The organism is Enterococcus sp. DIV1411a, assembly GCF_050531945.1.
Lineage (GTDB): Bacteria > Bacillota > Bacilli > Lactobacillales > Enterococcaceae > Enterococcus_B > Enterococcus_B faecium.
The window spans coordinates 1,125,434-1,146,553 of sequence record NZ_CP172892.1 but is presented as its reverse complement, the minus strand read 5'-3'; the positions used below and the strand labels follow the sequence as shown (position 1 = coordinate 1,146,553).

The window sequence follows — 21,120 nt, the reverse complement described above, 5'->3', positions numbered from 1 at the left end:
AGCGTTCTTTTTCAATAAAATAATAACATTTCGAGAGTGTAAAATATTTTGTGTAAATGAAAAAATCCATACAAAAAAGGAAGTCCCTTCTGTAGAATAAAGTTAACGACAACCAATTCACAGAAAAGAGGACTTCCCTATGAATGATTTTACTACAGAAATTGTGCAAACTCTAGTCACTAAAGGCGATTTAAATGAATTATTCCGTTCGCACTTAGAAAAAGCGATAAACACACTCCTACGGACTGAATTAACGGCTTTTTTAGATTACGAAAAATATGATCGCACTGGTTTTAATTCAGGTAATTCGAGAAACGGTTCTTACTTTCGATCAATCAAAACCGAATATGGTGAATTAACATTGGAAATACCTAGAGATCGTAATGGTGAGTTTAAACAACAAACTTTACCAGCCTACAAAAGAACAAACGATACATTGGAAACCACTATTATCCATTTATTCGAAAAAGGTGTTACGATGTCTGAAATTGCTGATTTGATCGAAAAAATGTACGGTCATCACTATACTCCACAAACCATGTCCAACATGACTAAAGTTCTGACTGAAGAAGTAAATGCCTTTAAATCCAGAGCCTTAAATGATAAGTATGTCGCTATTTTTATGGACGCTACTTACATTCCACTAAAACGTCAAACCGTATCCAAAGAAGCGATTTATATTGCCATTGGTATACGAGAAGACGGCACTAAAGAAGTACTGAGTTATGCGATTGCTCCAACTGAATCAACATACGTTTGGAATGAGCTGCTACAGGATATTAACTCCAGAGGAGTTCAAGAAGTCTTGCTTTTTATTACGGACGGCTTAAAAGGCATGAAAGATACTATCCATCAAATTTATCCTAAAGCAAAATATCAGCATTGTTGTATCCATGTATCTCGTAACATCGCTCATAAAGTACGTGTCAAAGACCGAAAAGAAATCTGTGATGACTTTAAGGCTGTTTATCAAGCTAACTCAAAAGAAGAAGCGAATACCTTCTTATCCGGCATGATTGAGAAATGGAAGAAAAACTATCCTAAAGTGACGCAGTCACTCATAGAAAACCAAGACTTATTAACTTTTTATGATTTTCCACCTAGCATTCGTAGAACCATTTACTCAACCAATCTAATCGAGTCTTTCAATAAGCAAATTAAAAGATACAGCCGTAGAAAAGAGCAGTTTCAAAATGAAGAATCACTAGAACGCTTTCTAGTCAGCATTTTTGATACATACAATCAAAAATTTCTAAACAGAAGCCATAAAGGTTTTCAACAGGTAACCGATACATTAGTTTCAATGTTTACTGAGTAACTAATTATTTTGCAGGAGGACAATTTATTTACACAAAATTATTGACGCTCCCAACATTTCAGCTGTTTGGATCTTTTTTCATTGATTATTTATGTTAAATATTTGCTTTTCATAACTATTTTTTTACCACTGTGTTTCTTCCATACGATCTTCTAATTCTCGAATTGCGTGAGACAATTCGTCTATTTCTTCTTTTATTTCGTCAAGTGTCATCCCACTCGCACTATATCCTTTATAGTAGGCAGTCATATAGTCTGTGTCTTCTAGTCTCTGCAGCCGATTTCTGAGATTTCCTAAAAGTTCAAGATCAAATTCATCATATAGTTCGTTCGTGTTCATTTCTGTCCCTCCTTGTTAGGCTAATGCATTCGGACTTGGAAGCTGAGGCCCTTTTCCTTCTCGAGCTAATACCCAATCGTCATTGTCCCACATTTCCGTTTGTCGGCGTCCGTGAAAATAATCCCATCTTGAGTCGATTTCCATCTCAATGAGCTTTCCTTTGGCTCCTAGTGTGACCCAGTTGTAGCTTCCATTTCGATGAGCAAATTTGATCCATTGAACAGGAAATGTTTGTTCAACGCTGTTTTCGTCCATAAAGCTACGTTTTTGCTGTTCTATGCGCATAAATGTCAACCCTTTCGCATAAGTTGGAACGAGCTTATGAAATATCTTTTCAGCTAAAGATTTGGCCTGTTCGATTGATAACAATTTTCCTTCGGGTGTTTCGGACAGATTCTTAAAACTGACTAAATGATTATCTTCCATGACTTCAATGATTCTTGGTCCATTATAAAGATAGATTCCTTGGTTTTGATAACGGATGATGATGACTTTCTTTTTGTTTCTTTGTTCTATTAATTCATTGACTAATTCATAATTAGTGGGAATTTCTTCTAGTCCCTTTAGTACGTTTGATGTGTTTTTCATGAGGATCGCCCTTCTATTCTTCTTGTGCCAATTTTCCTAACAGATACTCAAATGTTCCTTGCTCATCAGCTGTCAATTTTGATAGAAATTTCTTCTGAGCATTTTCTACAGATTCTACTACTTGAGCGTGAAGTTCTTGTCCTTTTTTTGTTAATTCTAAAAGAAAACTTCTGCGATCTTGTGTACTTTTTTCTTTTGTCACTAACCCCATCTTCGTCAACTTCTGTATTGTTCTGGTGACATTGCTTCCATCCAATCCGGTCAATTTGATTAATTCTTCTTGTTTCAATTGGTGATAATCATGGATTTTCACAATAAAGTAATAATTCGTTGAATTTAATTTGAGCGGAGCTAGTGCTTGGTCTAATTCTTTTTGATAAGTTCGGGTCAATTTGGCTAACCACTTCAAATTGCTTTCGCCTTTGTTTTCCATTCTTCTCCTCCTTTTAGTTGACAAACTATTCTCGCAAGGCATATAATTGCGTGCGCAAGCATATTCTAAAACAAATAATTGAACTTGTCAATTTGTAGGATGCTCAAAAAGATTTTTAGGAGGAAAAAAGATGAGTCAAACAAAAAAAGATGGATATTAATAGCAATCTATCTTGCTACATTTATGACTGCATTCGAAACCACGATCGTCATCACAGCTGCTAATGCTATTGCTAATAGTTTTGGTCGTGAAATTCCGATTGCCTTACTGTTTTCTAGTTACTTATTTTCCAGTGCATTGTCAACACCTGTATTCAGCCGTCTGGCGGATCAGTATGGAAAGAAACCGATTTTTATAATTGGATTGCTCTTGTTTATGACAGGTACTTTTCTTTGCGGTATTTCCCAATCATTTTTTATTCTGGTATTTTTTAGGATGGTTCAAGGAATAGGTGCGGGAGGAATCGTGCCCATTACTTTCTCTCTGATTGGTAATTTATTTGATTATGAATCTCGTGGAAGAATAATGGGATTGAATAATTCAGCATGGGGGATTGCTTCGTTAGCTGCTCCTCTTTTAGGTGGGCTATTGGTCGAAAACTTTAGTTGGCACTGGGTGTTTTTTATAAACATTCCTGTTGGCTTAATAACGATTTTGATCTTACTTTTATTCTATGATGAAGAAAAACGTCCGTCTGTCTCTTTTTCTTATCAAGAACTGGGACAATATCTCTTTCTGATTACAGTTTTATTTCTTTTACTAGTTGGTATCCAGATAATACCAGATCATTTTATACTTGGTGGTGGCGTCTTCCTTTTTGGCATCCTTGTTTCTTTCATTTTGCTTTCCTATGAAAATAAAGTAAAGGAACCAGTCTTACCTGTCGAAACATTGAGATCATCTGACTTTCTTTTGTTCAACCTCGTTACTTTTCTCATGAATGGAGCAATGATGGGGTTTCAGGTATATCTTCCGTTATGGATGCAGACGCAACTTTCTTTATCACCTAGCCCTGGTGGTTTAGCGCTTATACCTTCCTCTATCTTTTTTATTACTGGATCGATGATTGCTGTGCCATTAGGAAAACATTTTGGAACGAAACGTTTATTAACCTTTTGTATGGGGGTGAATGGTTTAGTTTTTCTTATTTTAGGATTTCTACCGCAAATGACTCCTTATTTCGTTTTCCTTATCTTAGCCTCTTTTTCAGGATTTGGTGCTGGCACAACGGTTACTACAAGTGTCTTGTCTGCACAAGCTTTAGCTACAGAAAAAAAATCAGTACGGTATCTGGTTTCATCACCCTTTGCAGAAATCTAGGTCAAAGCTTCATGATCACTTTTTTTGGTATCGTATTCCAATTGTTTGGTAAAAGTACTTTTTCAATTGATGGTTATCAGGGAGTATTTTTTTCTGCTTTATTTGTTGTTCTATTAAGCACCTTAATGGTTCTTTTAAAAAAAGACAGTCAAGAATAAATGCATTGGTAGAGTTGCTTCAAGAAAAAATGTTTTACATGTTCAAGTGACATAGCTTCCTAATGTTTTTCTTTTATTAAAAAAGGGTAGATCTTATAAAAGACCTACCCTTGATTTTCTTTATTCTCTTTTTTTACTTCTGTTATTTCTTCTTTGATCACTCTTCGCCGTTCAGCAATCACATACACAAATCCATAGAGAAATGGCAAGATAAAGGAACTGAAACGATACAGTAAAAGCGAAGAAACTGCGTCAACTGTTCCAACAACTGGTCTGAATAATAACAAATAGACAAATTCAAAGGAACCAATACCAGCAGGCGTAGGAATAACCCCTGAAAGCACTACTGCAAAGCTGATAAACGAAATGGTCAGTAGAAAATCTATTTTAGGATGGTTTTCAATCAGAATCAAATAGGGAAGTACATACCAAAATACAAGTTTTAACATATTCCATAGATAAATCCGCAATAGCGCAGTCCTGTCTTGGATAATGGTTTGGACCGTTTCCCTTAAAGAGTAGATCTGCTGATTGCATGTATCCACCCATTTTCGCAAACGCTCACTCTTAAATAACTTATTCGATAAGCTGACAAAAAATATTTGGACATTCAAGCTGACGGACATCGCCAATAATAAGGCAACAATCACGATCGTCAAAAGGATACCAGCGATGATAAACCAGATCATTGACGGACCATTAGAATAAAAAAGAGAGAATTGGATGACCAAGCCAGCTAATGCATAAGTGATCACTGCCAGTTTGTACATAATCATATGGAGTGCTGTCACCCCTGCTCCCTGGGATAGCTTCATTCCTTTTTTGTTATAAAAATAAATCTCCGAGATCAGCGTTCCTGTACCAAATGAAACGATTCGGTAAAACGCAATATAGCTAGAGGTCAAGAACCCATCTTTCGTTGTAAAATTCGGCGCGAAAGGTTCAGCAATTTCTTTGATTGAGCGCCCTTCAGCGATTTGGTAAACTGTCCCTAATATAACAGCGGCTGCCAAAACAACAACACTGGTAGACAGCAATTCGGCAAAGATATCTGCAAATGATTGATTGATTAAATAATAAATAATTGCAAAAATCACAATCAGCAAAAGCAGATTCAGAATGATTTTAGTTTTCGTTCCTTTAGACGACATCTCCTGCTCCTTAATGGAAAAAATAAATGAGAATCAAATCAACAAGTACACCTGCAGCGAATCCTATAGTAAACTTCTTTTTCCGCGTTTTATGATGGAAAACTTTTCGAGAGATCAATCCTCCCAAACCACCGCCTAACAGGCTGACAAATATCAAATTATTCTCAGGAACACGCCAGCCGCTAGTTCTAGCCTGATGTTTATCATACCCCATCAGACAAAATAAGTAAAAATTCACAATGAAAAGGTAAAACCACAAAGGATTGTGTAACAATACATCCATTACTCTTCTTCCAACTTTCTGTTAACTACTATTTCTAAGCTTTTTCTTCTTTCTTTGGTGAATAAACTGTTAATCCTTTTGATACAACAGATAATTCAACTGGAAGATCATCTGTCGTGTCTCCATCCGTTCGAGTGCCCACAGATTTTTCCTGCGCTTGGATTTTCATGCGTTTGGCTGTGAAATAAGTAATGCCGGGGATCGTATAGAATTTGCCTCTCATGATTCTAGGCAAATAAAAAATAAATCGGAAAATATCTAAGGAAGGTACGATCGTTACATGGAATTTTCCATCATCCGGGGTCGCTGAGTCGTCAAAATTTGTAAAACCGCCCACGGAGTTAGACATCGTGACTGTCAACAGTTGGGATTTTCCTTTCCAATGCTCCTCGTCTGTTTCTAAATCCAAATGATACTTTTTCTTCTTCAGCAATGACTTAAAAAACTTCTTGATAAAAATCCACGAGCCATAACGCTGTTTTTCTTCTTGACTGATCCAAACTGCTGTATCTGCTAAGATTCCGATTGTCAGTGTAGAGATAATGACTTCATCATTGACTTGACCATAGTCTATTTTCCGTACATTGCCTTCCAGGATCACGTCAGCAGCTTCTTCTTTTTTGAGGGGAATCTCAAGAACACGTGCAAGGTTGTTGACAGTTCCACCTGGAAGTAATCCGACATGGTATTGAGATAATTTTTTTTGGAACGCTTGGACGATATGATGAATCGTGCCGTCTCCACCTATAATTACTAAAGTATCAGCTTCTATGGCTTCTGCTTTCTTGACTAATTCCGCATCATCAATCGATGGGCCAGTTTCAGCTAGTTCTACATATAATTCTGGCTGCTTTTCTTTTACATAATCTTGAAACCAGCGTGCTAATTTCTCACCCTCATCTTTCCCTGAACGTTTGTTATAAAAAACTAGCAGCTTTTCCATTCTTTACCTCCTATTTACTCTTCAAAAAAGAGGGCGGGACAACCAATTCCATTGTCCTGCCCTTTAGCCTTAGACAGATGACATTCCATCATTGGGACGAACGCCTTGTCATAAGCTGTTCTTTTTCGATTTTAACTCTTTGTGTTCAATTCTGCAATTTTTACAATCACGTCTGTTGCTTTTTCCATTACTTGTAAAGAAACAAATTCGAATCGTCCGTGCATATTTTCTCCTCCGGCAAATAGATTTGGCGTCGGAATACCCATGTAAGAGATTTTTGAACCATCTGTTCCTCCACGAACTGGTTCGATCACTGGAGAGATACCAAGCTCGATCATTGCTTGTTTCGCTAATTCCACGATGCTCATATCTTTTTCAATGATTTCTTTCATGTTGTAATATTGATCATACATATCTACTTTGATTCGTTCTTGATCAAATCGCTGATTCAACTCTTCTTGGATATGTGTGATTTGTGCTTTGCGTGCTTCGAATTTTTCACGATCATGATCGCGAATGATATAACTCATAGAAGCTTCTTCAGGATTCCCATCCAATGCCATCAAATGGAAGAAACCTTCGTATCCTTCCGTTTTTTCTGGAACTTCATCGGCTGGAAGCTGATTATGAAAATCGATTGCTAACTGTAGAGCATTGATCATTGTATCTTTTGCCGTCCCTGGATGTACATTTTTCCCTTGGATCGTAATATTTGCTTGAGCAGCACTAAACGTTTCATACTGCAACTCACCTAAAGGACCACCATCGACTGTATAAGCAAAATCTACATCGAATTGCTCAACATCGAATTTATCAGCTCCGACACCGATTTCTTCATCAGGACCAAAAGCCACTTTGATGGTACCGTGAGGGATAGAAGGATTATTGATCAAGATCTCCATTGCAGTCATGATTTCCGCAATCCCTGATTTGTCATCTGCTCCCAGTAATGTACTGCCATCTGTTGTGATCAATGTGTGGCCTTCATAATTTTTCAAATTTGGAAAATCTTTTGTATTCAATGTATAGCGTTCTTCCGCATCTAGTACGATCGTAGACTCGCCATCATAGTTTTCAATGATTTGTGGATTGACTCCTACTGCATTAAAATCTGCTGTATCCATGTGGGAAATAAATCCAATGGAACGCACTTCATGATCAACATTGCTTGGTAATGTTCCCATAACGAATCCGTTATCTTCATTATAGAAAACATCAGCTAAGCCTAACTCTTCTAATTCTTTTTTCAATTCTTGCGCAAAAGCAACTTGTGTCTGAGTCGATGGAGTCGTTTTGCTTGTTGCATCGGAGCGTGTTTCTGTTTTGACATATCGTAAAAAACGTGGCAAAAGATTTTCGTACATAGTATTCTCTCCTTTTAATTAAATTGAAATGGGTTTGTATTTGTTTCAGAAACGAAAAAGTTAATATCCCAATTTTCTTCTTGTTTCCAAGATTCAAATTTCTCGATAAATCGTTGCTTGCATAACGATTCAATATAATGACCGGGATCAATTGCGATCAACCCAGCGCTTTGCATATCATGAGCCGTATGATAATAGATATCTCCCGTGATATAGACATCTGCTCTTTGGGCGATTGCTTGCGGATAAAATTTTTCACCGCTTCCACCGCAAATCGCAATGCGCTTCACAGAGGATTTTGCATTTTTTGGCTGGACTATTCTAAGTCCATCTAGTTGGAACGCTTCTTTTACTTGTTCTACAAATGCCTCTATAGAAATTTCTTGCGGCAATTCACCTACTCGTCCTAACCCAAACATTTCGACTGGTTCATCTATAGCGAGAAGATCATAAGCAGGTTCCTCATAAGGATGAGCTGACCGCATGGCTTGAATCACTTGTTTTTCGATAGTTTCCGGAAAAATAACCTCAACTTTTGCCTCTTGAACTTGTTCTGTCTTCCCTACTTTCCCAATCGCTGGTTGTGCACCAGCTTCCGGAGTAAATCGACCGTGTCCAATCGAGGTAAAACTTGTACCGGTATAATCACCTTGTGTACCAGCACCAGCTGCAGCTAATACTTCACGCATTTTCTGTGCATGATCCACAGGTACATAAACGGCCAGTTTTTTATAATGAATCTCATGAGTCTTTACTAAATAACTCTCCACTTCAATACCGAGAAGTTCACAAAACCAGTCATTCAGTCCATCCCAAATAATATCCATGTTCGTGTGTGCTGCATAGACGGCAATATCATGTTTCAACAAATCTGCATACATTTTTTCTTGTGGCTGATCAGTAACCAGCCGTTTTACAGGACGAAAGATTGGAGGATGTTTAGCAATCAGCAAATCGATTTTTTTCTTGATTGCTTCTTCGACCACTTCTGGACGAACGTCTAATGTCATCATTACTCGTTGGATTGGCTTATCCAATGTTCCGATATGCAGTCCGACTGGGTCTCCTTCTTCAGCTAGCCACTGAGGACAATAGCTTTCAAACTTTTGGATGAAGGTGCGTCCGCTGATTGTCATGTCTTTAAAACCTCCTCAATCATTTCGATTTCCTGCTCGATTTGTTTTTGACGTGCCTCTTGATTAGCTGCTTGTTTGAGCTGTTCACGGATAGCTTTTCTTTGTTGAAGCTCTCTTGACCATTTTGATTTGAAGATCTCACTTTTCTCTTCAAGCAGAAATGGCCCGAACATCAGCTCCATTTCATTGTAAGTAACTGGTTTTTGTTCTTTTTCGGCTACAATGATTTCATATATTTTTTTATTTTCTTCAAGTATTTTTTCTGATTGGATTTTATACTGATTTTCTTGCAGCCAAGATCGTAATGTACGCTCTCCGATGTTTGGCTGAAGGATCAAACGTTCTTGTCCGCTTAAGCGTTGATTCAACTTGCCAGCTTCTAGGATATCTCGGATCAGTGAACCTCCCATACCCGCAATCGTGACAGCTGTAATACCATCTTGTGGCTGGATAGCATCTAGACCATTTGCAAGGCGTACGGTGATACGGTCTTCTAATCCATCTTTTTTGACTTGCTTACGTGCTGATTCATAAGGACCTTGAACGACTTCGCCAGCAACTGCATATTCGATTTTTCCTCTTAATATCAATGCAACGGGTAAGTAAGCGTGATCTGATCCAATGTCTGCTAAACGAGCGGATTCAGGGACAAAGTCACCCACTGCGGCTAAGCGCTGAGATAAATCTAAATGGTTCATAGCTTCACTCCTTCTAGATAATTATAGCATTTTCCAAATAAAATAAGGAGACTAGGAATAAAAAAATTCCCATATCTCCTTAAAAAATATACCTTTTCGTTCTATAAAACAACATTTTCTTATTTTTGAAAAAATGTTGTTGGTTATTTGTTCAATAAAACATCAATAATCGAATCTCCAGGAACTTGCGGTGGGATAGACATCGTCATGATCGGCATCTCAACTAATGTAAATTGGACTTTGTCACCGATTTTTAATTCATTTATGTCCACGCTTATTTTTTCAGCAGTAGCATTTAAGATCACTCCGTCATTGCTGAATGACGTTCCCATATTCGCTGGATCTTCTTTGGCCATGACATCGACGAGTTTCAACTGAAGCGTTTCTTCTTCTGCTTCTACTTGAGTAATACTTTCAATCGTTCCGACAAATATGCTTTGTCCCTCCGTTTTCGTACTGCTTGTTTTTACTGTTTGACCCGCATCAATCGAATCAACAGAACCTGTGTTGCTATCTGCGCTACCGCAGCCTGCTAAAAGAAAAAATAGACCAACTACAGATATACTAGAAAAAATAGCCCTCATAAAAAATCCTCCGTTTAAGTTTCTGCATTACTTGTTGCGGTGATTGTCTCCGGTCATTTCTGTCCATATAATGATTCGCTGACCTGCTTTTACTACTAGGTCAAATGTCAGTTGGACTTGTCAATTGTTCAACCATTGCGTCGGTTGCGACCAGTCATTTCGATTTCTTTTGTCAAATAACGTATGCGTTCCATTATCCGTTTCGCTTTTAGCGGCTCTTCATCTCCACGTTGAGTGACGGACAAATGCTGTTCCAATTCATCCATTGTAAAATTCGATGAGAAGAAGGTTGGTAACTGTTCTTGCATCCGATATTGAAGGATAACACCGAATACTTCGTCTCGTATCCAACTACTCATCGCATCTGCACCAATATCATCGATCATCAAAATAGGTGAACGTTTCACTGCATCTAACTTTTCTGCCACTTGATCTTTTCCGATTGCCTGTTTCATCTCAACGGCAAATGTCGGAAAATGGACTAGCGTCGTGGTGAATCCAGCAATCGCTAATTCTCTCGCTGTTGCTCCTAATAAATATGTTTTTCCAATACCAAAACTTCCTACTAGATACAGTCCTTTATGATACCCTTTTGGATCAGCAGTATATTTCTCTACAAAATCTAGGGCTTCTAAGCTCGCATATCCTCGTCCATCTGTACGTTCAAAGTTTTCAAAAGAAGCCGATTGAATATCTTTTGGCATATCCATTGCTTTTACTCGGCTTCTGATTTCTTCTTGTCTTTGCCGTGCTAACAATGCTTCCGTTGGTACATAAGTGACATCCACATAATGAAAATTCAACGTCAGCTTCGGCTCATAGCCGGGAGCGATCATCGTTGGATCGTTTTTTTGATATTTACGCTTTTCTTGCACGAATTCATACAATTTAGCGTAACTTTTTTCAATATCCGCTTGTGTCAATTCTTCTTGGTGTGCGCTTAGAAAAGCTTGAACATCCGCATCATTTAAGACTTCAGCGATCATTTCAGCATACTTTTCTTGATAATTGCGTTTGCTGATGATCCTCTTCAATTCTTTGCCTACGTCTTCCATTAGATGTCACCCTCCTTTTTTGCCAGGTATTCTTTAAAACGGCGGTCAATCTCTGCTTTTTTCTCGCTGCTGATCTGTTTTTCATCTTTTGGCTGGTTGACCCAATCAGGAAGCTTTTCCCGTCGAACATTTCGCTTGCCAGTTTGATAATTTGTTTGCTTCTTTTGTTTTGATTGTTTTGCTTGATTACTTATTTGCCGAATGTGCTGGATCGCTTCTTCTGCTGTGGCGATTTTCTTTTGTGCCCATTCATTTGCCACTGTATTTACATAACTGGCATTTAAGCTAGCATTATTCTTGATAACTAGTACATAATTCAGCAAAACATTGATCACGCTACTGGAAAGACCTGATTGAGAAACAAGATCTTGCAGTAACCAGTTTTCTTGTTTAGAAACATATCCGCCTTTTTCTGACTTGATTGCTTCCAGATATTTCATCGGTGGAATGCTCTGTGCTTCTTTTATCAGCTGAAGCGCTGCGTTTGTCAAATGTTCGTTTGACGAGGGTTCATTACTGTTTTCAGAAACCGCAACTGTTTCTTTTGTTTGCTTCACCGGACGTCTCTGCATTGCCAAAATGGCTTTTTGCAGTTCTTTTTCAGATACTTTTTGTTCACTAAAGTCATAAGATTGACTGATCAGTTCGCCAAGTGTCAATTCATCGAAACCGTAAAGCTGATGATACATGTCGACTTGTTTGATGATTGGATCATCAAGACTTGCAATATGTTTTTTTGCCAGCCAATCATTCAAAAACTGCCAATCGAATGTCGAATCTGCTTCAAGTAATGCTACCGATTCAGATTCTTCAAAAGATTTATTCAGTGATTCGATGTTTTCTTGATTAGCAGCGTACACTGCTTCATTGAAGCGATAAACATCTAAAAATTTTTTTGTGATTTTTTGATATCCCTCTGCTGTATGCCTTTTAGGTTCAAACAATTTGGTAAGCTTCTGGAATCGTCGTTCACCAACTTTTTCCAGAAGAAGAAAAGCCAGAACAGAGTCTTTGAAAAATGCTTTAGGAATGAGTGGTTCTAACAGCTCATAAATAAAACGAGGTCCCAGATCACTATCTTCTTTAAAATAAACATCCAGTAAGCCGATTCCTTCTAGCTTTTTTCTTGCATCATAAAATTGCGGGATACCACAGCCTAGACTACTAAGCAGATCTGCATGCATCCCTTCAGGACCTTTGCCAGATTCTTGAGAGATTTCTGATAACAGGGTGAAATAGATACTCAAGGCTTCTCCGCCGATTAGTGGCTGATAAAGATACAGCAAGGCGTTCTTGCTGTCTTCTCTCAGCGGAGCCGCTTTTCTTCCTTGGTAAATATTTTTTGGTTGAAGCTCTTTCCAAGCATTTTCCAAGGAAATGCCTCCTTTTTGTTTCTTAATTGTTTTCTTTATTGTTTTCTTTATTGTTCTCTTTATTATTTTCTTTTGCTTTATCCACGATATCTTGCAATTCTTTTAAGAAAACAGACATATCTTTGAACTGGCGATAAACACTTGCAAAACGAATATAAGCGATTTCGTCTAAATCAACTAAATCTTCCATCACATATTCACCAATTAGATTCGTCGATACTTCGTTTTCTCCGAGACTGCGTACGCGGTTTTCGACATGGTTGACGATTTGTTCCATTTGTTCCATAGCTACAGGTCTTTTTTCTGCTGAACGGATGAGTCCTCTTAAAATTTTATCGCGATTGAACTCTTCGCGTTCCCCGTTTTTCTTGATTACTAATAACGGAGCAGCTTCAATTCGTTCAAATGTAGTGAATCGGAACGAACAATTCTCACATTCGCGACGGCGACGGATCGCACGTCCATCATCTGCTTGACGGCTGTCGATTACTCGTGAATTATTATGTTGACATCTGGGACATCTCATTTTGTCTCACCTCTTGCATCGCATTTTTATATAAAGGGTGTGTCTTTCTTTACAACTAGTTGTATTATAACACGAAACAAATCACAAACGCGACTGTCCTACCAAAAAAACACGGATATAAGAACAATTTTTTCTACTTTCATGCGTAATTGTGTTCCCTGTCCTTACCAAATTTCAATTTTCCAATACTGATCACCTTGATTACTGAGAAATAACTTACACAAAAGCTGATTTAGTCATCTAGCACAAAAAACTTGAAGCAGATGAACACCTTCTCATCTGCTTCAAGTCACATCTCGATTTTTTACTATTTTATAACTTCTCTTCGATTCCTGTATAGTGTTTCATTCGCTGTTCCTCGATTTTTTGCTCATCGGGAATGTGGTCACTTTCTGGGAGCGGTGTTTTACTACGATCAGGTGTCGGATTTTTTCGTTCTTGAGTCAAATCTTGCCGCTTCGCTTCTTCTTCTGCCTGCTGGTCTTCTATTTCATCGATTCTTGCTTGGTACTGCTTTTCTTTTTCTTCTGCTGTTTCTGATTGCGTACGACCTTCATCGATTAGATTTTCTTTATTGAGTATCTCGCCGATTTTTTCTTTTGCGTTACCTACGACTTTATCCTTTTGATTTTTTAATGATCCCATCGCTATCCCTCACTTTCTATACTCAGGATAGCAAAATTGACACAGATACTCAAAGAAAGCGATTAGCAAAAAGCCAATTTTCGATTTGTCCCACAAGTTTTTCTTTTGTTCCATTGTTGTCGAACAAAATATCCGCACGCTGCTTTTTTTCTTCGATTGGAAGCTGACTACTAATTCTCTGCTGCGCTTGTTTTAGCGTCAGTTGATTACGTTTCATCAAACGCTGAAGCTGAGTTTCTGGCGTAGTATAAACGACAGCTACTGCATCCATATAGTGGTCATAATGACCTTCGTAGAGCAATGGGATATCTACAATTACTAAAGGATGATTGGAACTTAGAGAGGCGATTTGATCTTTTATCGCTTTTCGGATAAACGGATCTAATAGCTGATCAAGTTTTTGCCGTTTTTCCTTTGATGGAAAAACAATCATCCCAAGTTTCCCTCGATCTAGCTGCCCATCAGACTGCAATACCTCTTGGCCAAACACTGATACAATTTTCCTCAGAGCAAGCGTTCCAGGCTCAACAGTTTCTCTGGCAATCACATCGCCATCGATCAAAGGAAATCCATGAGACTGAAAGACTTTGGCTGCCGTACTTTTACCGGTAGCTATTCCACCCGTCAAACCTAAAACAAATCCTACTTTGCGATTTTTAGCCTTTGACAATTCGGACAATAGTGCGTCCCCCTTTGTGCCACTTTTGTTTTCACGATCGGCGTCCCACAACGTATACATGGTTTGCCAGTTTGCTGATAGACATGCAGTGCTACTTGAAATCCGCCTGATTCTCCTAATGCATTCAAATAACTGCGAATCGTGGTACCTCCGGCTTCTATTGCACGATCCAAAACATCAATGACCGATAGACGTAATTGTTCTACCTCTTTGGGGCGCAGTGTGTTCGCCGGTTGTTCTGGATGGATCTTCGCTTCCCATAATGCTTCATCTACATAAATATTACCTAGACCAGTCACTAGACGTTGGTCTAGCAGCAATGGCTTGATTGCTTTGTGGGACTTTTTCAGTCCATTTGCAAAATCTGCTAATAAGAAGCTATCTGGCAAAGGCTCAGGTCCCAATTTCATGATTCCTCGGTAAGTTGCACTTGCTCCTTTTTCGACGATTGTCATACGACCAAATTTTCGTACATCGTTGTAGCGAAGTTGGCTTCCATCCTCAAAAAAGAAAAGTACATGCGTATGTTTATCGATTGGTGTATTTTCTTTCGTAAATTGATATTTTCCTTCCATTCGCAAGTGTGAGATCAGTTCATAATGATCGAGATGAAAAATTAAAAACTTCCCTCTACGTCCAATGGATTGGATGGTTTCGCCAACAAGAGAAGCCTCAAAGATGGGTGTCTCTGGTTGCTCGATGATCTTGGGCCACAAGACCTGAACTTTTTGAATCGTTTTTCCTACTACTAACCGTTCCAATCCTTTACGAACGGTTTCTACTTCTGGTAATTCTGGCATTTTTTCTTTTCACCTTCATTATATTGCTCTGTCTTAAACAATGTTTATTTTGCTTCGTACCACGTTTTTCCCCAACTGCTGTCAGTGATCAGTGGTACATGAAGAGAAACAGCTTGTTCCATAACTTCCTTCACCAATTTATCTAATGATTCAAGTTCTTTTTCCGGTACCTCGAAGACAAGTTCATCGTGAACTTGTAACAGCATCGTAGCTTGAAGACCTGCTTCTTTTAATCGTTTATCCAATTCGATCATCGCGATTTTCAAAATATCAGCAGCACTTCCTTGGATTGGTGTATTGATAGCTGTTCGTTCCGCAAAAGAACGGATATTGTAATTTCTTGAATTGATGTCTGGCAGATATCGACGGCGGTGATACAGCGTTTCGACGTAGCCTTGGTTTTTTGCTTCGCGTACGATTCTTTCCATATATTCTTTGACACCTGGGTATTTTTCAAAGTACGTATCGATGTATTGCTGTGCTGCTTTTCGGCTGATTCCTAGATTTTGTGAAAGTCCGTAATCAGAGATGCCATACACGATACCAAAATTCACTGCTTTTGCCTGCCTACGCATATTTGGTGTGACATCCTCTGCCTTTTCGATTCCAAATACACGCATCGCTGTGCTGGCATGGATATCTTGACCTTCTAGGAAGGCAGCTTTCAAATGTTCATCATTTGAGATATGCGCAAGTACGCGTAACTCGATTTGTGAATAGTCAGAAGAATAAATCAGCCAGTCTTTTTCTCTAGGAACAAATGCCTGACGTATCTTTCTCCCTTCATCTAATCGAATCGGGATGTTCTGCAAATTAGGATCAACAGAGCTTAATCGTCCTGTTTGGGTCAATGTCTGGACATAACGGGTATGCACTTTCCCATCTGATTGGATCACTTTCAGCAGTCCCTCGACATAGGTAGATTGAATTTTTGCAATTTGACGATAGGTGAGGATATCCTCTACGATTGGTGCTTGTTCACGAAGCTGTTCCAGTACATCTACAGCTGTGGAATATCCAGTTTTTGTTTTTTTGATAACGGGTAATCCCATTTTTTCAAATAAGATCACTCCTAATTGCTTTGGTGAATTCAAATTGAATTCTTCGCCGGCTTCTTCGTAGATTTTTTGTTCGATCTCTCTTAAGCGAGCAGAGAACTCGCCCTTCATTTCTTGTAAGCGAGTCGCATCTACTTTGATCCCGCTTATTTCCATCTCTGCCAAAATGATAGACAATGGCAGTTCCATTTTCCGGAAAAGATCTTCTTGGTTTTTATCTGCCAGTTCTTGGCTCAATTTTGGTGTCAACGCATTGATTGCAGCTACTTTTCGCGCTAAATGAGCAAAAAAGAGTTCCTCTTCTTCTGGTAAACCTTTTTTCGCCCCTTTGCCGTATACAGCTTCATCTGATTGGATATCGTTGTATCCGTAATGAGCAGCTATTCCTTCGATATCTGTGCTTTTTTCATTCGTATCGAGAAGGTATGCACCTAGCAAGACATCAAAATCGATTCCTTTCGTTTTTCCAGTATAGCGGTTTAAAGCAACATAAGTTCGTTTCGCATCATATACCTTTTTCAGCCGAGTCGGATCAGTGATCCAAGAATGGAACGCTCGGTTTTCGAATACAGATAGATCGTTCGTGACATAAATTTTCTTTTCTGTCCCCCACGCTACTCCGACGATTTCCTCTGTATGATAATTGTCGCCCATCATTTCCACGTACAACGCCATATCCGTAGTAAACATTTCCTCTTTGAATTCATGAATGACTTCAAACAAAATATCATCCATTTTTACTTCTTCTTCTACGATATTCAATTTAGAAAGGAACTGATTGAAATCCATTTCTTTATAAAACGGAACGAGTTTATCGAGATTTTTCCCTTCATACTTCAATGAGTCGATAGAGACATCCACAGGCGCTGAAGTATTGATGGTCGCCAATTTTTTCGATAAGAAAGCCTGCTCTTTGTCATTTATCAGATTTTCTTTCATTTTGCTTTGCTTCATTTCATCGATATGTTCATAAATTCCTTCGACTGAGCCATATTGTTTCAATAGCTTGATAGCTGTTTTTTCACCGATTTTAGTCACACCGGGAATATTGTCAGAGGCATCTCCGGCTAGTCCCTTCATGTCAATAATCTGTTTTGGCGTCAACCCATCATATTTTTCCGCTACATGTTCAGGTGTATAGCTTTCGATATCGCTGACACCTTTTACAGTGATATCCACTTTTACTTCTTTACTAGCTAATTGAGTCAAATCCCGATCACCTGAAAGCACGACGACATCAAATTGATCTTTGTCTACTTTTTCTGCCAAAGTACCGATAATATCATCTGCTTCATAATTGGGCAATTCGTAATACTGTACCCCTAGTCCTGTCAACAAATCACGTATATATGGCATTTGTTCTTTGAATTCGCCAGGTGTTTTGGATCTTCCACCTTTGTACTCCGCATACATTTCTGTCCGAAAAGTCGTTTTTCCTGCATCGAACGCAACCAGAACATGAGTCGGTTGCTCTTTTTGCATAACATTTTCAAACATCGTATTGAATGCATAGATTGCATTTGTATGAAGACCGTTTCTATTTTTGAAACGTTCAAGAGAATTGTGAAGCGCAAAGAATGCGCGAAAAGCCACACTGTTCCCATCAACGAGTAATAATTTATTTTTTGTCATCTTCTTAACTCCTTACTGTAAAGTTCTTATTCATTCTAACAAAGAATCCTGCGGAATGCGAAAAGAAAAAGCGGGACCATACCAAATAATTCGGTATAGCCCCAACTGATGAATTTTTTTCTTTTTTAGTTGTTCCGTCCAAAGATTCTCAGAAACGCCAAGAACAAGTTGATAAAGTCCAAATACAGCTTCAATGCCATGAATACAGCAATTCCACTATGTGCTGTTCCGTTTGTCTGGACATAGATATTACGGATGCTTTGGTTATCATAAGCTGTGATCCCTGCAAAGATGACGACTAACAGTAGGGAGATGAACAGCTCAACTGCGCTACTTCTCAAAATGAAGATGTTCAAGACTAGTGCAATGATCACTCCGATTAAAGCTGCCTGTCCTGCTCTTCCAACCCCGCTAAGATCTCTTTTTGTTGTTACTCCGACAACAGACATCCCCATGAACATCAAAGTAGCTGTCAAGAAAGCTTGCGTTACTGTTCCAATATCGTAGTATGCAAGAGTAACCGCTAATGTTACGCCATTCAAAAGAGAGTAGGCAATAAAACCACCGATTGCTAAGCTCGGATTCTTTTGTGCTTTTACGCCTAGAACCATTACTAAAATCAGTTCAACGATCCACAGACCCATAAAGCCTAATGGAAAGTTATTGATAAAAGTTGCTAGTTGCAAAGGAAATACCCAAAGAGCCAAGTAAGAAGTGACTGCGCTAAGGGCAAGTCCCATACCTAAAAAGCCATAAACTTTTGCATAAAAACGATTGATACCTGACATTGATGTACTTGGATTATTCATTTAATTCACCTTCACTTTCGATTGCTATTTCCAATTCAGGAACTTGTGGCGGTTGGACCATAACAACAGCATCCAACACACGATCTTCGTTCGTGTTTTCCGCTTCTACAGAAATCGTCACCACATCCTTCATCTTATCTACTTTTATGACCTCAAACTGAAAAGTCAGTGTTTCATAATGGAAAACTGGTTCAATAAAATTGACAGAAAAATTGACAACATGTGATCCTGGTCCAGGAAGATGCTTTGAAATTGCACTTGTGATGATCCCCATCAGCATCACTGATGGAACGATTGGCTGATGATATTCTGTTTTTTGTGCAAAGTCATGTTGGATATACAAAGGATTTGCATCATTCGTCAATCCCAAATACAGCAAAAGCTGGTTATCTTCAATAGATTCTGTTAAGGATAACGAGTCGCCTTCCTCGATTTCATTTATTGTTTTTCCTAGTTTTCTCGGCTTACCTATGTTCAAGATAGAAACCCTCCAGTTTATTTTTAATCATACATTATTGTACCAAAAGCAGCGCAAAAGGCAAGTTCTGCTCCTTTGATTTAACAGATTCCTATAGTTTAAAGAGGTCGTGAAAAAGCTGTCCTGCATCAAGTAATAAGAACAGTCAAGAAAAAACAGCTTCTCATGTTTTTGATTTGGCTGGGCTTATTACCGCAGATGCAAGCTTTTGAACGCCGTTTATCAAAAGTTGTAAAAAAGGGAGCATGACAAGAATTTTGCCACTCTCCCTCTTTCTATTTTTATAAGGACACTGCAGTAATTGTATTACAGTACATTTTTCGTCGTGCTGCTTAAAAGTTTTTCATACGCTTGTTCAAATTTTTGAACATCTCCAGCACCCATGAAGATTACTACTGCATCATGATAATCTAATAATGGAGATACATTATTTTCTTTGATGACTTCTCCACCTTTTTTGATTTTCGCTCCAAGGTCTTCAATCTTAACGTTTCCTTGTTCTTCCCGAGCCGAACCAAAAATATCGCATAAGTAAACTTTATCAGCTAAATCAAGTGCTTCTGCAAATTCATCCATCAATGCAATCGTACGCGTAAACGTATGGGGTTGGAAAACTGCAATTATTTCTTTATCTGGATATTTTTGGCGTGCGCCATCGATCGTTGCTTTGATTTCTGCAGGGTGATGCGCATAATCATCGACTACAGTCATGTCTGCTACGATTTTTTCACTGAATCGACGTTTTACTCCTGGGAAAGTCAGCATTTCTTCCGCAACTTCCTTCAGATCCAGTTTTTCGAAATACGCGACTGCAATAACACCTAAAGCATTTAAAATATTGTGTTTGCCGAATGCTGGTACAGTGAAATGTCCAACAAATTCATCCCCATGATAGACATCAAAAGCAGAACCGGATGTTGTACGTTCGATGTTTCGTGCTTGGATATCATCATTTTCTGTGACACCATAATAATAAATCGGCACATCTGCTTCTAATTTGCGTAAATAAGCGTCATCACCGTACGCAAAAATAGCTTTTTTCACTTGTCCAGCCATTGTTTGGAAAGCTGTAAATACATCGTCGATACTTGTATAATAATCCGGATGATCAAAATCGATGTTTGTCATGATCGCATAGTCTGGTGAATAGGCAAGGAAATGACGGCGATATTCACAGGCTTCAAATGAAAAGAATTCCGCTTGCGGATCACCATGCCCTGTCCCGTCTCCAATTAGATAACTTGTTGGACGGACACCACTCAATACATGAGAGAGCAGACCAGTCGTACTTGTTTTTCCGTGAGAACCTGTTACAGCGATACTCGTATAGTTTTGGATAAAATGACCAATAAAGTCGTGATAGCGAATCACTTCCAAACCTAATTCTTTTGCTCGCTGGATTTCTTCATGTGAATCAGGAAATGCATTTCCTGCAATAATCGTCATACCTGGTTTTACATTCTCTGCGTTAAATGGCAGAATCGTGATATTTGCTTTTTCTAAATCTCTTTGTGTAAAGAAATATTTTTCAATGTCCGATCCTTGGACATTTAAACCTTGTTCATGTAAAACAAGAGCCAAGGAGCTCATTCCTGAACCTTTGATACCAACGAAATGATACAATTTATTTTGATTTTCCATTTGAATCCTCTTCTCTTATCTAGCGTCCATTCTTTTAGCTATTACATTCAACACGCTCCTCATTATCTTATAAACGATTGAAAATTTCAACCAAATTTATTTAGAAAGG

At 38.5% G+C, this 21,120-nt stretch carries 22 protein-coding genes; 2 read left to right on the top strand and 20 right to left on the bottom strand.

The window, feature by feature from the left end; translation table 11 throughout:
• Positions 1-139: 139 nt before the first annotated feature.
• Positions 140-1,318, top strand: coding sequence for an IS256-like element ISEf1 family transposase (locus IGJ87_RS05475; RefSeq protein ID WP_000997695.1), 1,179 nt, complete (start codon positions 140-142; stop codon positions 1,316-1,318).
• 123 nt (positions 1,319-1,441) lie between these two features.
• Here IGJ87_RS05475 and IGJ87_RS05470 read toward each other — a convergent pair whose 3' ends face one another.
• Genes IGJ87_RS05470 through IGJ87_RS05460 form a run of 3 tightly spaced genes read right to left on the bottom strand, consistent with a single transcriptional unit; the run spans position 1,442 to position 2,678 of the window.
• Complete coding sequence (locus tag IGJ87_RS05470; RefSeq protein WP_002319148.1) at positions 1,442-1,657, bottom strand: hypothetical protein; 216 nt, start codon at positions 1,655-1,657, stop codon at positions 1,442-1,444.
• A 15-nt stretch (positions 1,658-1,672) separates the two neighbouring features.
• Positions 1,673-2,245, bottom strand: coding sequence for a YcdB/YcdC domain-containing protein (locus tag IGJ87_RS05465; protein ID WP_002325739.1), 573 nt, complete (start codon positions 2,243-2,245; stop codon positions 1,673-1,675).
• A 13-nt stretch (positions 2,246-2,258) separates the two neighbouring features.
• Complete coding sequence (locus tag IGJ87_RS05460) at positions 2,259-2,678, bottom strand: MarR family winged helix-turn-helix transcriptional regulator (RefSeq protein ID WP_002319145.1); 420 nt, start codon at positions 2,676-2,678, stop codon at positions 2,259-2,261.
• A 99-nt stretch (positions 2,679-2,777) separates the two neighbouring features.
• Between IGJ87_RS05460 and IGJ87_RS05455 the strand changes: the two genes are divergently transcribed.
• Positions 2,778-3,998 carry an MFS transporter gene (locus IGJ87_RS05455; protein WP_317726775.1) on the top strand — a complete coding sequence of 407 codons (1,221 nt, stop codon included), beginning with the start codon at positions 2,778-2,780 and terminating at the stop codon, positions 3,996-3,998.
• 262 nt (positions 3,999-4,260) lie between these two features.
• On the opposite strand, the gene IGJ87_RS05450 is transcribed toward IGJ87_RS05455, so the two are convergent.
• The 17 genes from IGJ87_RS05450 to murC all read right to left on the bottom strand — a co-directional run bounded on the left by IGJ87_RS05450 (position 4,261) and on the right by murC (position 21,011).
• Positions 4,261-5,307, bottom strand: coding sequence for a lysylphosphatidylglycerol synthase transmembrane domain-containing protein (locus tag IGJ87_RS05450; RefSeq protein ID WP_317726773.1), 1,047 nt, complete (start codon positions 5,305-5,307; stop codon positions 4,261-4,263).
• Between the two features lie 10 nt (positions 5,308-5,317).
• Positions 5,318-5,590, bottom strand: coding sequence for a DUF1294 domain-containing protein (locus IGJ87_RS05445; RefSeq protein WP_002288344.1), 273 nt, complete (start codon positions 5,588-5,590; stop codon positions 5,318-5,320).
• Between the two features lie 34 nt (positions 5,591-5,624).
• Positions 5,625-6,533 (bottom strand): diacylglycerol/lipid kinase family protein, encoded by a 909-nt coding sequence (locus tag IGJ87_RS05440; RefSeq protein WP_002319141.1) that lies wholly within the window; start codon positions 6,531-6,533, stop codon positions 5,625-5,627.
• A gap of 131 nt (positions 6,534-6,664) precedes the next feature.
• Positions 6,665-7,897, bottom strand: a complete 1,233-nt coding sequence (pepT, locus tag IGJ87_RS05435; protein WP_002288340.1) for a peptidase T — start codon at positions 7,895-7,897, stop codon at positions 6,665-6,667.
• 14 nt (positions 7,898-7,911) lie between these two features.
• Positions 7,912-9,033, bottom strand: a complete 1,122-nt coding sequence (locus IGJ87_RS05430) for a Nif3-like dinuclear metal center hexameric protein (RefSeq protein WP_002325741.1) — start codon at positions 9,031-9,033, stop codon at positions 7,912-7,914.
• Complete coding sequence (locus tag IGJ87_RS05425; protein ID WP_002319139.1) at positions 9,030-9,731, bottom strand: tRNA (adenine(22)-N(1))-methyltransferase; 702 nt, start codon at positions 9,729-9,731, stop codon at positions 9,030-9,032. The genes IGJ87_RS05430 and IGJ87_RS05425 overlap by 4 nt, the downstream gene beginning before the upstream one ends.
• A gap of 143 nt (positions 9,732-9,874) precedes the next feature.
• On the bottom strand, positions 9,875-10,315 hold the full coding sequence (locus tag IGJ87_RS05420) for a hypothetical protein (RefSeq protein WP_002319138.1): 441 nt from the start codon (positions 10,313-10,315) through the stop codon (positions 9,875-9,877).
• A gap of 128 nt (positions 10,316-10,443) precedes the next feature.
• Positions 10,444-11,370, bottom strand: coding sequence for a primosomal protein DnaI (dnaI, locus tag IGJ87_RS05415; RefSeq protein WP_002288331.1), 927 nt, complete (start codon positions 11,368-11,370; stop codon positions 10,444-10,446).
• Entirely contained in the window at positions 11,370-12,743 is a 1,374-nt protein-coding gene (locus IGJ87_RS05410; protein WP_002319137.1) for a replication initiation and membrane attachment family protein, read from the bottom strand. Before IGJ87_RS05410 ends, dnaI begins: the two co-directional genes overlap by 1 nt.
• Positions 12,744-12,765: 22 nt before the next feature.
• Positions 12,766-13,269, bottom strand: a complete 504-nt coding sequence (gene nrdR / locus IGJ87_RS05405) for a transcriptional regulator NrdR (protein ID WP_002291966.1) — start codon at positions 13,267-13,269, stop codon at positions 12,766-12,768.
• Positions 13,270-13,581: 312 nt separating this feature from the next.
• Positions 13,582-13,914, bottom strand: a complete 333-nt coding sequence (locus IGJ87_RS05400) for a hypothetical protein (RefSeq protein WP_002319136.1) — start codon at positions 13,912-13,914, stop codon at positions 13,582-13,584.
• Between the two features lie 49 nt (positions 13,915-13,963).
• Entirely contained in the window at positions 13,964-14,593 is a 630-nt protein-coding gene (gene coaE / locus IGJ87_RS05395; protein ID WP_002319135.1) for a dephospho-CoA kinase, read from the bottom strand.
• The gene (gene mutM, locus IGJ87_RS05390) at positions 14,557-15,393 is read right to left on the bottom strand and encodes a DNA-formamidopyrimidine glycosylase (protein WP_002325743.1); all 837 of its coding nucleotides are present in this window, start codon (positions 15,391-15,393) and stop codon (positions 14,557-14,559) included. The genes coaE and mutM overlap by 37 nt, the downstream gene beginning before the upstream one ends.
• Positions 15,394-15,437: 44 nt before the next feature.
• On the bottom strand, positions 15,438-18,083 hold the full coding sequence (gene polA / locus IGJ87_RS05385) for a DNA polymerase I (protein ID WP_002319133.1): 2,646 nt from the start codon (positions 18,081-18,083) through the stop codon (positions 15,438-15,440).
• A 125-nt stretch (positions 18,084-18,208) separates the two neighbouring features.
• Entirely contained in the window at positions 18,209-18,892 is a 684-nt protein-coding gene (locus tag IGJ87_RS05380; RefSeq protein WP_002319132.1) for a Bax inhibitor-1/YccA family protein, read from the bottom strand.
• Positions 18,885-19,370 (bottom strand): MaoC/PaaZ C-terminal domain-containing protein, encoded by a 486-nt coding sequence (locus tag IGJ87_RS05375; RefSeq protein WP_002291977.1) that lies wholly within the window; start codon positions 19,368-19,370, stop codon positions 18,885-18,887. Before IGJ87_RS05375 ends, IGJ87_RS05380 begins: the two co-directional genes overlap by 8 nt.
• A 306-nt stretch (positions 19,371-19,676) precedes the next feature.
• Positions 19,677-21,011: a UDP-N-acetylmuramate--L-alanine ligase gene (gene murC, locus IGJ87_RS05370; RefSeq protein ID WP_002319131.1), complete on the bottom strand. Its 1,335-nt coding sequence runs from the start codon at positions 21,009-21,011 to the stop codon at positions 19,677-19,679.
• Positions 21,012-21,120: the final 109 nt, after the last annotated feature.

Bases quoted from the DNA above. Each gene is read 5' to 3' on its own strand.
- IGJ87_RS05475 (WP_000997695.1), top strand. From the start codon at position 140: ATGAATGATTTTACTACAGAAATTGTGCAAACTCTAGTCACTAAAGGC.
- IGJ87_RS05470 (WP_002319148.1), bottom strand. From the start codon at position 1,657: ATGAACACGAACGAACTATATGATGAATTTGATCTTGAACTTTTAGGA.
- IGJ87_RS05465 (WP_002325739.1), bottom strand. From the start codon at position 2,245: ATGAAAAACACATCAAACGTACTAAAGGGACTAGAAGAAATTCCCACT.
- IGJ87_RS05460 (WP_002319145.1), bottom strand. From the start codon at position 2,678: ATGGAAAACAAAGGCGAAAGCAATTTGAAGTGGTTAGCCAAATTGACC.
- IGJ87_RS05455 (WP_317726775.1), top strand. From the start codon at position 2,778: ATGCTCAAAAAGATTTTTAGGAGGAAAAAAGATGAGTCAAACAAAAAA.
- IGJ87_RS05450 (WP_317726773.1), bottom strand. From the start codon at position 5,307: ATGTCGTCTAAAGGAACGAAAACTAAAATCATTCTGAATCTGCTTTTG.
- IGJ87_RS05445 (WP_002288344.1), bottom strand. From the start codon at position 5,590: ATGGATGTATTGTTACACAATCCTTTGTGGTTTTACCTTTTCATTGTG.
- IGJ87_RS05440 (WP_002319141.1), bottom strand. From the start codon at position 6,533: ATGGAAAAGCTGCTAGTTTTTTATAACAAACGTTCAGGGAAAGATGAG.
- pepT (WP_002288340.1), bottom strand. From the start codon at position 7,897: ATGTACGAAAATCTTTTGCCACGTTTTTTACGATATGTCAAAACAGAA.
- IGJ87_RS05430 (WP_002325741.1), bottom strand. From the start codon at position 9,033: ATGACAATCAGCGGACGCACCTTCATCCAAAAGTTTGAAAGCTATTGT.
- IGJ87_RS05425 (WP_002319139.1), bottom strand. From the start codon at position 9,731: ATGAACCATTTAGATTTATCTCAGCGCTTAGCCGCAGTGGGTGACTTT.
- IGJ87_RS05420 (WP_002319138.1), bottom strand. From the start codon at position 10,315: ATGAGGGCTATTTTTTCTAGTATATCTGTAGTTGGTCTATTTTTTCTT.
- dnaI (WP_002288331.1), bottom strand. From the start codon at position 11,370: ATGGAAGACGTAGGCAAAGAATTGAAGAGGATCATCAGCAAACGCAAT.
- nrdR (WP_002291966.1), bottom strand. From the start codon at position 13,269: ATGAGATGTCCCAGATGTCAACATAATAATTCACGAGTAATCGACAGC.
- IGJ87_RS05400 (WP_002319136.1), bottom strand. From the start codon at position 13,914: ATGGGATCATTAAAAAATCAAAAGGATAAAGTCGTAGGTAACGCAAAA.
- mutM (WP_002325743.1), bottom strand. From the start codon at position 15,393: ATGCCAGAATTACCAGAAGTAGAAACCGTTCGTAAAGGATTGGAACGG.
- polA (WP_002319133.1), bottom strand. From the start codon at position 18,083: ATGACAAAAAATAAATTATTACTCGTTGATGGGAACAGTGTGGCTTTT.
- IGJ87_RS05380 (WP_002319132.1), bottom strand. From the start codon at position 18,892: ATGAATAATCCAAGTACATCAATGTCAGGTATCAATCGTTTTTATGCA.
- murC (WP_002319131.1), bottom strand. From the start codon at position 21,011: ATGGAAAATCAAAATAAATTGTATCATTTCGTTGGTATCAAAGGTTCA.